This is a genomic window from Sinomicrobium weinanense (assembly GCF_018863395.1).
In the GTDB taxonomy this organism is placed as follows: Bacteria; Bacteroidota; Bacteroidia; order Flavobacteriales; family Flavobacteriaceae; genus Sinomicrobium; species Sinomicrobium weinanense.
Genome location: NZ_JAHKRR010000003.1, coordinates 324,988 through 340,401 on the forward strand (window position 1 = coordinate 324,988; position 15,414 = coordinate 340,401).

13 protein-coding genes are annotated in these 15,414 nt (G+C 44.8%); 5 read left to right on the top strand and 8 right to left on the bottom strand.

Annotated elements, in window-relative coordinates; all coding sequences use genetic code 11:
* Positions 1-616 precede the first annotated feature (616 nt).
* Positions 617-3,097 (top strand): hybrid sensor histidine kinase/response regulator, encoded by a 2,481-nt coding sequence (locus tag KN811_RS10975; protein ID WP_187964555.1) that lies wholly within the window; start codon positions 617-619, stop codon positions 3,095-3,097.
* Positions 3,098-3,131: 34 nt separating this feature from the next.
* On the opposite strand, the gene KN811_RS10980 is transcribed toward KN811_RS10975, so the two are convergent.
* The 8 genes from KN811_RS10980 to KN811_RS11015 all read right to left on the bottom strand — a co-directional run bounded on the left by KN811_RS10980 (position 3,132) and on the right by KN811_RS11015 (position 10,590).
* The gene (locus KN811_RS10980; RefSeq protein WP_187964556.1) at positions 3,132-4,037 is read right to left on the bottom strand and encodes a retropepsin-like aspartic protease; all 906 of its coding nucleotides are present in this window, start codon (positions 4,035-4,037) and stop codon (positions 3,132-3,134) included.
* Positions 4,038-4,174: 137 nt separating this feature from the next.
* A complete protein-coding gene (locus tag KN811_RS10985; protein ID WP_187964557.1) occupies positions 4,175-5,524 on the bottom strand; it encodes a sigma-54-dependent transcriptional regulator in 1,350 nt (449 codons plus the stop codon).
* Positions 5,525-6,176: 652 nt separating this feature from the next.
* Positions 6,177-6,473 carry a hypothetical protein gene (locus KN811_RS10990; protein ID WP_187964558.1) on the bottom strand — a complete coding sequence of 99 codons (297 nt, stop codon included), beginning with the start codon at positions 6,471-6,473 and terminating at the stop codon, positions 6,177-6,179.
* 327 nt (positions 6,474-6,800) lie between these two features.
* Complete coding sequence (locus KN811_RS10995) at positions 6,801-8,360, bottom strand: DUF4301 family protein (RefSeq protein ID WP_187964559.1); 1,560 nt, start codon at positions 8,358-8,360, stop codon at positions 6,801-6,803.
* A gap of 25 nt (positions 8,361-8,385) precedes the next feature.
* Positions 8,386-8,949 (bottom strand): AAA family ATPase, encoded by a 564-nt coding sequence (locus KN811_RS11000; RefSeq protein WP_187964560.1) that lies wholly within the window; start codon positions 8,947-8,949, stop codon positions 8,386-8,388.
* Positions 8,904-9,542 carry a nicotinamide riboside transporter PnuC gene (gene pnuC / locus KN811_RS11005; protein WP_187964561.1) on the bottom strand — a complete coding sequence of 213 codons (639 nt, stop codon included), beginning with the start codon at positions 9,540-9,542 and terminating at the stop codon, positions 8,904-8,906. The genes KN811_RS11000 and pnuC overlap by 46 nt, the downstream gene beginning before the upstream one ends.
* Positions 9,526-9,786, bottom strand: coding sequence for a thiamine-binding protein (locus tag KN811_RS11010; RefSeq protein WP_187964562.1), 261 nt, complete (start codon positions 9,784-9,786; stop codon positions 9,526-9,528). Before KN811_RS11010 ends, pnuC begins: the two co-directional genes overlap by 17 nt.
* A 171-nt stretch (positions 9,787-9,957) precedes the next feature.
* The gene (locus KN811_RS11015; protein WP_187964563.1) at positions 9,958-10,590 is read right to left on the bottom strand and encodes a 4'-phosphopantetheinyl transferase family protein; all 633 of its coding nucleotides are present in this window, start codon (positions 10,588-10,590) and stop codon (positions 9,958-9,960) included.
* A 210-nt stretch (positions 10,591-10,800) separates the two neighbouring features.
* On the opposite strand from KN811_RS11015, the gene ahcY reads away from it, so the two are divergent.
* From ahcY to KN811_RS11035, 4 genes are all read left to right on the top strand, one after another.
* A complete protein-coding gene (gene ahcY, locus KN811_RS11020) occupies positions 10,801-12,117 on the top strand; it encodes an adenosylhomocysteinase (RefSeq protein WP_187964564.1) in 1,317 nt (438 codons plus the stop codon).
* Positions 12,118-12,378: 261 nt separating this feature from the next.
* The gene (locus tag KN811_RS11025) at positions 12,379-13,143 is read left to right on the top strand and encodes an exodeoxyribonuclease III (protein WP_187964565.1); all 765 of its coding nucleotides are present in this window, start codon (positions 12,379-12,381) and stop codon (positions 13,141-13,143) included.
* Positions 13,144-13,156: 13 nt separating this feature from the next.
* A complete protein-coding gene (locus tag KN811_RS11030) occupies positions 13,157-14,116 on the top strand; it encodes an OmpA family protein (protein ID WP_187964566.1) in 960 nt (319 codons plus the stop codon).
* Between the two features lie 76 nt (positions 14,117-14,192).
* The gene (locus KN811_RS11035) at positions 14,193-15,227 is read left to right on the top strand and encodes an NADP(H)-dependent aldo-keto reductase (protein WP_187964567.1); all 1,035 of its coding nucleotides are present in this window, start codon (positions 14,193-14,195) and stop codon (positions 15,225-15,227) included.
* Positions 15,228-15,414: the final 187 nt, after the last annotated feature.

Here is a 15,414-nt window from a genome sequence, read left to right on the forward strand (position 1 = left end):
TTGTACGAATAAAAGGGGTTATTATTCCTTGATTTAAAATGGGTTATTCCGGGCCTTCAGAATCCAGGCTTTTCCGAGCGGTTATTATCCCGCGCGCCGCCTGGTTTCTTCACTACAAATGTCCCCCGGACATTTTCTTAACGCTCGGCCCTCCCTAAACAGCATTACCTGTTCCAGGTTCCATGGGTATGATCTCAGCTTGCTTTCGACAGCTCTTTTGCTCTGCCTAAGTTTAAGCACCCCTTATGAGATGTTTTTGAACACTGCAAAATTAAGGAGTAAAAATGCAATTTCCGCATTGTTTTGAAATTATTTGCTTGCGGATCGGATTTTTAGTTCTGGAGTTGATGAGTTGTTAGTTGGTGAGTTTCGGGAATTTGTTGTACCTTATAATTCTTTTAAAAAACTCCAAAACTCCAAAACTCCAAAACTCCAAAACTCCAAAACTCCAAAACTCCAAAACTCCAAAACTCCAAAACTCCAAAACTCCAAAACTCCAAAACTCCAAAACTCCAAAACTCCAAAACTCCATAAATAATACACATGCCGTATCCCGTTTGGCAGGAACTTTGTATTTTGGTAATGAAATTCACACCAGTATGTATACTTTTGCCCTATGAGCACAAAAAAAAGCACGATCACTTATAAGGTTCTTCTGAGCTATATAGCACTGGCACTCCTTATGATAGCCGTGGGGTGGTTTGTATATGCTGAATTTCAGATATTTACAAAAAACCAGAACACTAATACCGCCGAAAGCCAAAAACTGCTTATCACCAGTTCCCTTATTGCCCATTTATATGAAACAGAAAGCCTGGCCAGGATCACACTGCAATCTTCTTCCACAAAGGATTTTAACACCTTTATGGACGAAACTGCCCAGCTGTATACCGAAATAGACGAGCTGAAACCCCTGATAGACCGGGAGGACCAGGTGGGTCTGCTGCATTTGCTGGACAGCGTTAAGCTATTGCTGGACAAAAAGGTAAACAACATCAAGGAGCTTCGTACCCTGAAGAGAAGGGACGAAACGGATGTTTCTCTGGAAAAGGCCATTGAAGAAATAACCCAGATAGAATCTTCTGTGGGAGAATTGACCCTGGAACAGAGTTTTACCAACCCGGAACAGTTCGGGGAGGAAGAAAGGGAAAAAGCTCAGGAATGGGTTAATTTCATAAATAAAACCATAAAAGACAATACCTCACCGGCCGACAGAGAAAAAATGGCAGACTCTGTACTCACGGCCTCTAAAGAACTTCTAAAAGACCTGAAACTAAAATCCCTGAAGATAAAACGGTCCCTGACCGCTAAAGAAGACGAACTGTTGCGAAACGACATCATCATTTCCCAGCAGCTCCGGGAGATCCTGTCTTCTTTTGAAAGTGAGATCATCAATACCACCAATATACTGAACAGGCAAAGGGATGTTGCCCTGAAAAACACCGTCCGGGTTATAACCATTGCAGCCGTTATAGGGCTTTTGCTCGCCATTTTCTTTTCTTACCTGATCCTGAACGATTTCTGGAAAAGCCAGTCGTACCGGAAACAGCTGGAAAAAGCCAAGAATACTACCGAACAACTCTTAAAGACCCGCGAACAGCTTATCTACACGGTAGGGCACGACCTCAGGACCCCGCTGAGCACCATCATCGGGTATACCGACCTTTTGCACAACACCGAAATAAACCCCAAACAGGGACAGTATGTAACACGGGTAAAAAATGCTTCGGAATACGTCAGTAACCTGGTGGACGACCTGTTGGACTACAACAAGCTGGAGGCCGGAAAGATCAAGATAGAGCACACCCTGTTCTCCCTGGAAAACATCATCACGGATACGGCAGAAAGCACCAGGGAGCTGTATCATGCCAAACCTGTTGAACTGATCATAGACATCGACGAGCGATTAAAACAGCACCTCACCGGCGATCCTTTCCGCATTAAACAGATACTCACCAACCTTATTGGCAACGCCTACAAGTTTACGGAAAAAGGGCATATAAAAATAAAGGCCGGGGTCCTGGAAAAATACGGGACTACCTACCGGGTGCGGATCGATGTGGAAGACACGGGCATCGGGATACAAAAAGACAAACAGGAGATCATTTTTAACGAATTTACCCAGGCAGAAAGCGCCATTGAGAAAAAATATGGCGGAACAGGGCTCGGGCTTACCATATCCAAAAAACTGGCTTCGCTCCTCAACGGCACCCTTGAGTTAAAGAGCAGGGAAGGCAAAGGCAGTACTTTTACCCTGAAGATCCCTTTACAGATACCGGCAGAAGACACCAAAAAAGAAATAGCGCCGCAGGTCGAAACTGTGCTGCAAAAACCTCGGAAGATCGTGAACGCAGTGCTTATAGATGATGATGAATCAGTGCTCAGCCTCACTTCTGAAGTTTTAAGGCAGCAATCTTTTCGGGTAAACGCTTTTGCCAGGGCATCAGAAGCCCTGGAGCACATCCGGAACAACGATTTCGACATTATTCTCACAGACATCCAGATGCCGGAAATGGACGGCTTCCGGCTCCTCGAAGCCATTGCCGACCGGAATGAAAAACCCGTGATCGCCATTACGGGGAGAGCAGATTTGAATACCGAAGAATACATCAGGGCAGGATTTGCTGCCGTTATACAAAAACCCTTTGCACCGGGAGCCCTGGTGGAATTGATCGTACAAGTACTGTCCAGCGATACTTCCCCGAATGCAGAGAATCTGAAAAACACAATGACTATGCCTTCTGAAAACTCCACCAATGACAGCCTTTACAACCTGGACACCCTGAAAGAACTGTTACAGAACGATGAGGATGCCCTAAAAGAGATCCTTCAGACTTTCGTTGAAAGTACCGGAAAGAATATGGAAGACCTTAACCTGCAATTTGAGAACAGGGATATAGAGGGCGTAAAACATACGGCGCACAAAATGCTCTCCATGTTCAAGCAGATCAAGGCCTGGAATATCGTGGAATTACTGGAATGGCTGGAACATTATGAACCGGACACCTCCGAAACCCCGGAAGCTCATGCAGAAAAACTCCGGAAAAGAGTACCTTTGGTGCTAAAAGCCCTGGAAGAGGAAATGGGCGTATCCTAAACTCCTTGCACATCACACTGTCAGTTAACAAGCATTATTTCTGTACGATCAATCTTTTGTTCGAAAGGTCAATAGTGATTTTCTTTCCAATCCAATTTATCCCCATAATTCCCTCATAGATCAAACCGTCGATAAATGTAGCGCCGAAATCTTTTATGGCTACATTTTTATTAACATCGGTCATTTTAGATAATTCCGTATAGTAATACCTGTTGCCCTCTTCCGGCTTAAAGTAACTTGGTTTAAATTCGTTTCTCACTTTGTCAGGGTCGACGTTCAGTTTTTTCATATATACCGAACTGAACCGGTAAACCCCGAATCCCGCACCACTGTCCAGCCTTACATTTAAAGTCAATTTATCATCAAGTTGAACTTTTGTTGCTATCTCTATTGCGATTTCCCTGTCGTTGGAAACCTGTACAGGCATTTCAAAATCTTTCCGGCGGATAAGTTCCTTTAAAGATTTGCCGGATTCTATGCTCAATACTTTATGTTCAAAATCAATCGTGACCGGATAATCTTTGAAGGGTGTCAATGAAATAAGCCCATCAAGAGGGAGATCAATGTCATAAACAGAAAATATCTCGTTTTTTACCGTGAAGCTCCCAACGTCAAGCGCCCTGGAATTCCATAGATCTATGTGTAACTCTTCTCCGGTCGCCCGATGCCCTGTGTAGAAATGGTGGGTTTTTTCGAGGTTTTTGACCTTATCTGCAAATTTCTTCGTAAGGAGGTTCAATCCTGCACCTGTGTCGAAAATAAATTTTCCCTCAACTCCATTGACCTTCGCTGCTATGATGATGTGTCCGTCAGAAGTTTGTGTAAACGGGACCTTTACCGGTTCAGTTATTTTTCCCTGCGCATAAGTTAATGTCGCCAACAGGATCATTAGAGGTGTAATAACTTTCTTCATCATTAGTCTTTTGAATTTTGGCATCATAATCAAGACGAATTACTTTCAGTTTAGTTACATCTCCGGGAGAATTATAAAATCAACCTCTACTTTTTACCAAAGATTAAACCCACTTATCCTGTATCTTTTAATCTGTTAACTATTTATCTGCGTCAAACAAAAGATCACAGGTCTATTTTATAAAGTTTCAGTTTATTATACAGGGTTTTACGGTTCATTTTCAGGAGTTCGGCAGCCTTGCTCTTATTGTTATTCGTTTCCCGGAGGGCATTGAGTATCAATTCTTTTTCATTTTCAGTCTTGAAGAAACTGTAATCCATCCTCTGGTTTTCGGCTTTGAATATCTCCTGGGGGAGTGCATCTTTCTGAATGTGTTCTGAGGTAGTGAGCAGGGTGGCCCGTTTGATCACATTTTGCAGTTCCCGGATATTTCCGGGCCAGCTATAATTCTCAAAGGCTTCTGAAACTTCGGAAGAAAAGCCCAGAACGTGCTTGCCCAGCTGGCTATTGGCCAGGTCGAGGAAGTGGTCGGCAAAAAGCATCAGGTCGTCCTTCCTTTCGGAAAGGCTGGGTACATTGATGGAAAATTCATTGAGCCTGTGGTACAGGTCTTCCCGGAAATCCCCCTTTCGCACAGCTGCCTGAAGGTCTTCATTCGTGGCTGTAATAAGCCTGATGTCTACCTTTATTTCCTTGCTGCTGCCTATGCGTTTTATCTTTCTTTCCTGCAAGGCTCTCAGGAGCTGGATCTGGTTTTCGTAAGACAGGTTCCCCACTTCATCCAGGAAGATGGTTCCGCCGTTAGCCGCTTCGAAATGCCCCATCTTGTCGTTTACGGCTCCTGTAAACGACCCCTTGACATGCCCGAAAAACTCACTGGCCGCTATTTCCCGGGGAATGGCACCGCAATCGACAGCGATAAAATTCTGATCCTTTCTCGTGCTTTTATTATGAATGGCCTTGGCCACTACCTCTTTTCCGGTCCCACTGTCCCCGATGATCAGCACCGACATATCCGTAGGCCCTACCAGGTCTATGTACTGGTTCAGTTTCCGGGAAGCAACGCTGGCTCCCGCAACAAATCTCTCTCCGGTATCTGATATTTGTTGCCGGGCCGCAGCAGGGACAGCTTCCTTCTTCGAGGGCTTCTCCCTGGCTTCCTTGAGAGCCTTATTGATGATCAGCAATACCTCATCGGGATTAAAAGGCTTGGAAATATAGTCAAAGGCACCTTTCTTCATGGCCTTTACAGCCGTATTTATTTCGGCATAGCCCGTCATCAGCACAACCGGGATTGCGGGAAAATCCTGTTTTATTTCACTCAACAGATCCAGCCCGTCATAATTGGGCAGGCGAAGGTCTGTAATGATCAGGTCAAAAGTATTTTCTGCTATTTTAGTTTTGGCCTCTGTGGCGGAGAAACTGGTAGAAACCTCGTGTCCGTTCTTCATCAAAAACTTTTCCAGCACCTTGCAAAAGGCCACATCATCTTCTATGATAAGGATATTGGGCATTCAATGATTTGTGTTAAATGATCTATATATAAAGATACCGGCTTAAAATACATTTTATATACGCACAGATGAAGCCGGCGGATGTTCAGGCAGCGTTAATATCGGTTATTTCCCGCTATTTTACAAATGTAAATACTTAATACTATTTCCAACGTTAAAAAAACAAAAAAAAGAGACCGCCTGAGCGGTCTCTCTTACTAACCAACCTAATCTTGGACACAAAATTACTTCTGTATCCACTCACCGTTATCTTAAATACATCGTACCCGTTGTTTTTTCAGGTAGCGATATACCGTTTATCTTTTGTTCTCTTTTTATATAGAAATTATAGTGCCATTTTATCTCCTTTCCGGAGAATAATCACAAAATACTATACAACAACACCTTAACATTATAAGCACCAACAGCGGCTACCGTATAGTGTGTAAATTTTCTGTATAAAGGGAAGGGCGTTGTGTAAAATTTATACATTAACGGTACTTCCCCATACTTGCAGCAGCTGTCTTCCGGTTTTAATTTATGCCGATCCCGGTCCCCTGGACCAGGATGTCTTTGCCCCGGAAGCCAGGGCATTCCCGCAACAAAAAAGGCCACCCGGAGGCAGCCTTTTTTACGCTAAATCAAATATATTGAATTTGAGAAGGGGATTTCCTTACTTTTGAATCCACTCACCATCTTCACTGGCATACAACACAGAAGCAGTTCCGTCTATGGTCACTTCCAGTTTGTATTCTTTATTCTCGTTTACAGACACTTTATCCAAAGTGGCATTCGGAAAATCTGCAGCCAATGCGTCTTTTACGGCCTGGGGCAGTTCGTCAGCGGAAATTTCAGTAAATTCCTCCTGAAGCACTACATCCATGATACCGTCATGAACCACGGGAGTAGTAGCTGAAATTGCGGTAAGACTTCCCAAGGCTAATACTGATGCAAAAACTATCTTTTTCATAATGCTGTGTTTTAAGATTAAACTCATTTTCAAAATCCTGTTTAGTATTATGAAATTATAATGCCTTTTGTCATGCGTTTCCAGAATATTTTTCAACTATATAACTATCAGTAGTTTACAATCGCCTCTAAAAACCCGAAAACCTATCGTGCATGTGGATTTGTGAAAAATGCCACACAAAAGTGTGTAACGTTTATACAGAAATTATCACGGGCTCCACTGAAAACAAATTTCTTATAAACAGAAAAAGGCCATTAAGGCCTAAAATAACGCTTCTTGTCCCCAAGGCTGTTTCCGGCCCGGGCACCCTGTTAAAAAGAAGATCTGTTACCCCATTTTTTTCACCTGGTGTGCAGGCTTCAACAGATCGTTCACTGTTTTCACGGGATTAAAGGTTGCGAGGGGCACTTCCACGAAGATGGTATTCCAAAAGGCCATTCCCCCGTTCCACAAACCGGGACGTTCCAATGCTTTCAGCTCTTTTCCTTCTCTGGTCTTCTCTGTAATAAAGGCCTGTTTCGGATCTACGAAATCGAGGAGGTTATATTTTTCGCCTTTGTAATTTTTAACACCGCATACAATATCTACCGGATTAAAATGTGTAGCTCCTTTTAAAATTTTCACCTGCTTTTTGTTGTTATGGTCCACCTGTGCCGCTTCAATGACCTGGAGCGAAATATTACCGTCTTCATCTTTCACCCAGAAAGGCCCTCCGCCGGGATCTCCCTCATTTTTTACCATACCGCATACCCGTATGGGCCTGTTCAGTTTTTCTTTCAGGTGTTCTATCTGGTATTTCCGGGTATACTTGTAAAAATCAGGAGCAGTGAGGGTATTGAGTTCATCGTGCAGGAATGTTTTTATCTCCGCGATCTGTTCTTCTGTTATTTCTTCTTCATCCAGCATTTTTGCATAGGCAAATATCTTATCCCTGTATTCCATCAGTATCCCGCCCAGCATTTTCTTATAGCCGGCCATTTCGTGCTTGTAGCGATAGACCACCACATTATCTATGTTCTTTACAAAAATAATATCCGCATCCTGGTCATTGAGGTTTTCTATCAGTGCACCGTGTCCGGCCGGCCGGAACAACAGGGAGCCGTCGTTGGTTCGAAAGGGCTTGTCTTCGGGGGTAACAGCGATGGTATCCGTGGATTTTTTCTGATAAGAAAAAGAAATTGTAAAGGAAGTACTGGTCTTTTCTCCTACATAATTCTCTATTTTGTTGAACTCGGCATCGAATTTATGGGAATGCTTTTCCGAAATGGTAAAGTGCAATTGTGCCACTCCATTAGAAACATCATAGAGGGCAGCCTCATACAAATGTTCTTCAAAAGCCGTGGCACTATGCGTCTTATATTTATGGAACGGAAGCAGCCCTTTGGGGAAAGCCCCGTAATTGAGCCCGTCTTCCGCCAGCATTTCCCGGACAAAAAGATATTTCTGCCGATCGTCGGGAAAGCTGTCAAAACCAGGCTCTTTATGTTTGAGGCTCTGAATTACTTCGTCATAAAAAGGCAGTTTTTCAACACCCACGAAAAATATCTGCATATCATGCGCCTTTTCCCTGTTTACATAGGTATTGAATGTTTCCCTTTCGGGATTAAATTTATCGAGGAATTTAAACAGTGACCGGAACATCCGTGTTGCTGCCCCGGAAGCCGGAATAAATTTCATCACTTCCACACCATCTTTTTCACTGTCATACAATGATATATAACGTTGCTTTACTTCTTCGGAAACAGAAACAATACCATTTTTTACGGTAGCGGATCTTAACAGGTTGACAAAGGGGACTCCTTCTTTGAAAATATCGATCTGTTCCAATACCTGCGCTACGGTTATTCCTTTTTCGCGGAGCTGCTGATGGTCTTTCTCTGTAAACATGGTTGTTTTTTGTTATTTAACGAGGTTATTTTTTCTGAATAAGGTGTTCTATATATTTTATGGCTTGCTGTAAACGTTCTTCCTCATTTCCTTTCAGGACTACATAAGGGCGACGGTATTTTTCCAGGGTGTTTTTAAAATACCCGAACATTTCTTTTCGTTCTCCCGGTTTGTCCCTGAGGTCGTCCTTTTCCCAGGGAACATCAATATACGTTAAAAAATACAGATCATATTTGTTCTGCAAAGCAAACTTTTCTATCTCAGGATCGCACTGCCCGTAGTATACTTCAGAATATACTTTTAGTTCCAGCAGGTCCGTATCGCAAAACAACAACTTTTTTGCTACGGCCGCTTTTTCATTTTCCACCTGCATTTGTCCTTCGGCTATGGGCAACATATCTTCCGGCTCGCAGATCTTATGCTCCCTGTTCCACTTTTGCTGCAGATATTCCCGCATATACTCCGGGACCCAGGTGGTACCGTAATGCGCTGCCAGCTGCCGGGAAAGCGTGGTCTTCCCGGTAGATTCCGGGCCGAACAATACTATTTTAACAAGACTTCCGGGCTTTTGTTCAAGTTTTTTTTCCATGCTAAATATCCGAATATGGCAATTACGGTAAAGGCGGCATACTGGAGAGAGGTAAAGACAAGCCCCTTATACATATATAAAGGTACGGAAATCAGGTCTCCGATGATCCAGTAGGTCCAGTTTTCCAGTTTTTTCCGGGCCATAAGCCACATCCCCACAAAGAACACGGCTGTGGTCAGGGTATCCACATAGGCTGTCCAGCTGTTCCATTTATCAAAGAATTTATAAACTCCGAAGACAAATCCTATCGTTAGCACAAACAGTACAACAGACCACCATTTTTCTCTTTGAGTTGTCCGGGTGATGGGAATAAAATGCGTAGCATCTACTTTCCGTGTCCAGAAATACCACCCGTAAATACTCATGGAAAAATAATAGGCATTGATAAGCATATCGCCCAAAAGGCCATAAACCAACAGGATATATACAAATATCGCTGTACTGATGATCCCAGTGGGATATACCAGTATATTTTCTCTTTTGGAATAAAGTACGCTCAGGAACCCAAAGAAAACAGCGATCATTTCCAGCACCACCAGGTGCACCGGGACATCGTCGTACTGGGCAAAGACCCAATCAAAAATGTGGTTCATAATCGCTGCGATCCGATTTTACGATCTTCATGTACAACAGTCCCCTTTCTACCAGCTCAAAGGCTTCTTTAATTTCAGAGGTCAGCAGAGACATCACCTTGTCATAATCACCATAGACCTGGGTGCTCAAAGGGTTTTCCAATACCGTAAGCCCCGATGCCCTCAGTTTTTTAATAAAGTGTATAATGGCTTCTTCAAATTCATCCTGCAGGGGTGTTAACGTAAGTTCTACTGATATTTTCATTGGAATATATTTCAATTGTTTCGATTATTCGATTTTTTATAGACTGTCTAAATTACTTTTGCCAGGAGCCCCCCTCTATGTCTCCCACTTCGGCTTCGCTCAGTGCACCGCCTCAAGGGGGAGAAGTTTTCTTTTTAACTTTAGACTAGCTTTTACTTCGTACTCCTCACTTCATACTTCACATTTTTGAATGGCATAGGCACAACTAAACCCTTCGAACTCCAGGAAAGGGATGCGGTATTTCCGGACTTCTCCTTTAAAGTGTATCCAGGCGGTGGTCTCATTTTCGCCAAGGTCGAAAGGAATGACCCTGGTATGTTCCTTAAAGCTCATTCCGGGAGCGGCAAACACCTTGTACATACTTTCCTTGGCACACCATATGACCGTAAGTTTCCGCACCAGTTCGCTTTCATTCAGGTAGCTGAACTCGTAGTCTACAAACTTATCGGCAATGATCGTGATCTTTTCGCGTTGTTTTTCAACATCAATACCTACGGGAAAATCGCTGACAATAATGGCCGAAAACTGGAAGGAGTGGGAAATGGAAATGTGTTTTCCATCCCTGAGGTGCGGTTTTCCGTTCGCATCATAAAAAAGGGCTTCGGCTTCGTAACCGGCGATCTTCAGTAATTGACGTACACTGAGAAACCCCCTGCGGTGAATATCGGATTTCATGGAACCCACCCGTTGAAGGCACTTTTCCGTGGGGATTATACCCCGGAGGAGTTCTTCATAGCTTTCTTCTATTTTCCATATCCATATGGTGGTATTTGCGTTTACCGCTATCGTTTTGTACAGAGGCATACAGGTTCCCGTTCTCAAAGCCCGTGCGGGCATTCAACAATAAAAAGGCATAAGCCGGATGGTATTGGTTTAAGTTCCAGGACACCCCACCAATATCCAGTCTCTTACGGCTTTACATTTTATTTAGATAAAGTTATTCCGTAACTTTGTCCTCCCTTTCTGTTTTTACGGGAAAGGGGACTAAATCACTCAAAAAACAAATATACGATTATGAATACAAAAACGGCTCCCTACACAGCATATAAAGTGAAAGATATTTCACTGGCAGAATGGGGAAGAAAGGAAATAGAACTGGCCGAGGCCGAGATGCCGGGCCTGATGTCTCTCCGCGAAGAATACGGTGAGGAACAGCCGCTCAAGGGTGCACGTATTGCCGGTTGTCTGCACATGACGGTGCAAACCGCCGTGCTCATAGAAACACTGGTGGCCCTGGGTGCTGAAGTTACCTGGAGCTCCTGTAATATCTTTTCCACACAAGACCACGCTGCTGCTGCCATTGCTGCAGCCGGCATCCCTGTATATGCGTGGAAAGGAATGACCGAAGAAGAGTTTGACTGGTGTATAGAACAAACCCTGTTCTTCGGGGAAGACCGCAAACCGCTGAACCTGATACTGGACGACGGGGGCGACCTCACCAATATGGTACTGGACCGTTACCCGAATCTGGTTTCCGGAGTAAAAGGCCTATCGGAAGAAACCACCACCGGAGTGCACCGCCTGTACGACAGGATGAAAAACGGAACCCTGCCCATCCCTGCCATTAATGTGAACGACTCGGTAACCAAGTCTAAATTCGACAACAAATACGGCTGCCGGGAAAGTGCAGTAGATGCCATACGAAGGGCTACCGACCTTATGCTTGCAGGGAAACGCGTAGTGGTCTGCGGCTATGGTGATGTAGGGAAAGGTACCTCCGCTTCATTCCGTGGTGCGGGTGCCATCGTAACGGTAACTGAAATAGACCCCATTTGTGCCCTTCAGGCAGCGATGGATGGCTATGAAGTGAAAAGGCTGGATACCGTGATAGGCAAAGCCGATATCGTGATCACCACTACCGGAAATAAAGACATCGTAACCGGTCGTCATTTCGAAAAGATGAAAGACAAGACCATCGTCTGTAATATCGGCCATTTTGACAATGAGATCGACGTAGCCTGGCTTAACGATAACCACGGGGGGTCTAAAGTGAACATCAAGCCGCAAGTGGACAAGTATACCATAAACGGCAACGACATTATCCTGCTGGCAGAAGGCCGCCTGGTCAACCTCGGATGTGCCACCGGACACCCCAGCTTTGTGATGAGCAACTCTTTTACCAACCAGACCCTGGCACAAATAGAGCTGTGGAACCATCGCGATAAATACGAAAACAAGGTATATATGCTGCCCAAGCACCTCGATGAAAAAGTGGCCCGGCTGCACCTTCAGAAAATAGGTGTGGAACTGGAAACGCTGAACGAAGAGCAGGCCAAATATATCGGTGTTGAAGTAGAAGGACCGTTTAAGCCGGATTATTATAGGTATTAGAAGGTTATAGGTTGCAAGTTACAAGTTGAAGAGACCTGTAACCTGCAACTTTCGAACTTTGAACTTTCAAATTACAAGGCTGTTTCAAAACCATTTGAAGCAGCCTTAAAATTTTAGAACCATTTTAACGGAGAAAACGCTTGTATTCTTTAATTTAGCACAAAACAATTCCATGAAGGTCCATAATGGACCTTTAACAATAAAGGCACTGCCAACCGAAATATAAAAGGCATTGCCAATGGCTTTTGAAATTTTAAACAGATGAAGATCATATCCTATAATGTAAACGGCATACGCGCAGCGATCAACAAAGGCCTTCTGGACTGGCTGCAAAGTGCCGGTCCTGATGTATTTTGCATACAGGAGACCAAGGCCCAGAAAGAACAACTCGACCTTTCCCTCTTTGAAAAGGCCGGGTATCCTTATCATTACTGGTTCAGTGCAGAGAAAAAAGGTTACAGCGGTGTAGCCATCCTGTCCAGGATAAAGCCGGACCATGTGGAATACGGAACGGGCATAGATTATATGGATACCGAAGGGCGAAACCTCCGTGCCGATTTTAACGGGGTTTCCGTTATGAGCCTTTACCTCCCCTCCGGGACCAACATTGCCCGGCTGGAACACAAACTGCAATATATGGCCGATTTCCAGGGCTATGTAGACCAACTGAAACAGGAAAAACCCAATCTGGTGATCTGTGGCGATTATAACATCTGTCACCGGGCCATAGACATTCACGACCCGGTGAGAAATGCCAAGGTATCCGGCTTTCTCCCGGTAGAAAGGGAATGGATAGACAATTTTATAAACCGCGGTTTTATTGATAGCTTCCGCTATTTTAACCAGGAACCACACCAGTATTCGTGGTGGAGTTACCGCGCTAATGCCCGTAATAACAACAAGGGGTGGCGTATCGATTATAACATGGTGAGCGAACCCCTGCAAGAAAAGCTGAAAAGGGCCGTTATATTACCGGAGGCAAAACACAGCGATCATTGCCCCATTATGGTAGAACTGGATGTATAAAAAACCTTGTATCATGTTTAAAAAAGTCATTCTCGGTATAAGTTGTATGGCCCTTGTATCTTCCTGTGTTTCCTCAAAGGTGTACAAAGACCTGGAGGAACGATATGCTGCCCTGAAACAGGAAAGGAGCGAGCTGGCCCATAAGAACCAGGAACTGGAAACGGCGAACAATGGTCTCGAAAATGACCTCAATGCCCTGCAAAAGGCTCATGACGAAGCCGTTGCCGAAAGGGACAGACTGCAACAGGAATACACTGCGGCCAAAAACAACCTGGCCAATCTGCAGGAATCATACGATGCCCTGGAAAAGAACAGCAGTGTAGCCATAGCCGAAAACTCTAAGAAAAACCGCGAACTCCTGGCCGAACTCGAAGCCAAGGAAAATACCCTGGCACAGGAAAGCGCCCGGCTCGAAGAGCTGAAAAAACAACTGGAGGCCAGGTCCAGAAGAGTGGATGAACTGGAAGGCCTTATTGCCTCCAAAGATACCGCCATGAGAAGCCTCAAGGATGCCATCTCCAAAGCCCTGCTCGATTTTGAAGGCAACGGGCTTACCGTAGAGCACCGGAACGGAAAGGTCTATGTCTCCATGGAAAACAAACTGTTGTTCCAGAGCGGAAGCTGGGCCGTTGGCGCCGAAGGAAGAAGGGCTGTGGTTGAACTGGGTAAGGTCCTCGCACAAAATCCCGATATTTCCGTTCTTATCGAAGGCCATACGGACAATGTTCCCTACCGGGGCAACGGGCAGATCAAAGACAACTGGGACCTCTCTACCAAAAGAGCAACGGCCATCGTACATATACTCCGGGAAAACCCGAACATCTCTCCCCAAAACCTGACTGCTGCAGGAAGGAGTGAGTACGCCCCGGTAGCCACCAACACCTCAACCGACGGCAAAGCCAAAAACAGGAGAATAGAGGTTATCCTCACCCCCAAACTGGACGAGGTCACCAAATTATTAAACGAAATATAATTTTTAACTGAAATACCATAACGCCCGGAAAGTTACCAAACCTTTCCGGGTTTATTTTTAATACTACAAGATTGCTATGAAGTACACTACTTTACCCGGCACCGACCTTAAAGTAAGTAAAATATGCCTCGGCACCATGACCTGGGGCGAACAGAATACCGAAGCAGAAGGTCATGAACAAATGGACTATGCCCTGGAACAGGGGGTCAACTTCTTTGACACCGCTGAACTTTACTCGGTCCCCGCCCGGAAAGAAACCTACGGGTCCACGGAAAAGATCATCGGTAGCTGGTTTAAAAAAACCGGGAACAGGGACAAAATAATCCTGGCTTCGAAAATAGCCGGCCCCGGCTACTCCAACAAACATATCCGGCAGACAGGTTTCAGTAAAGATGCCATACACGAAGCTGTGGACGGGAGCCTGGAACGCCTGCAAACCGATTATATAGATCTCTACCAGCTCCACTGGCCGGAAAGGAATGCCAATTTCTTTGGGCAAAAAGGTTATGAACACGATGAGAACGAACAATGGCAAGACAATTTTGCTGAAATCCTGGAAACCCTGAACGATCTGATAAGACAGGGAAAGATACGCCATATAGGAGTCTCCAATGAAACGCCATACGGAGTAATGCGCTTCCTGGAAGAGAGTAGGAAAAACAGCCTGCCGAAAATGGTCACCGTGCAAAACCCGTATTCCCTGCTAAACCGCCTTTATGAAACAGGCCTGGCAGAGATCTCCATGCGGGAGAATGTAGGCCTGCTTCCTTACTCCCCCCTGGCCTTCGGTGTATTGAGCGGAAAGTACCTCTCCGGCAAACCGGAAAATGCCAGGATAACACTTTTTCCGAACTTTTCGAGATACAGCGGCAAACAGGCCTCCGAAGCTACCCGAAAATACTATGACCTGGCCGGGAAAAACGGTCTGTCCCTCGCACAAATGGCCCTTGCTTTTGTAAATCAACAACCTTTTGTAACGAGCAATATCATAGGAGCCACTACGATGGAACAATTAAAGGAAAACATAGACAGTATTGACGTAGAGCTCAGCGGCGAGGTGCTTAAGGAAATAAACAACATTCACAAGCAAATCCCCAACCCGGCGCCTTAGCTCAATGTGTCAATGAGATAAGGTGTTAATTTGATAGTGGGGTGGCCCCCCTCTGCCTTCGGTATCTCCTCTTAAAAGGAGAGCGTTTTGATCTTTTCCGATCTACAAATGAAACTGGTAACCGGAAACGGACAACCCGTAACCGGAATTTAACTCCCGGTTTCCCGACCGGCAAATCCTTTTTTAG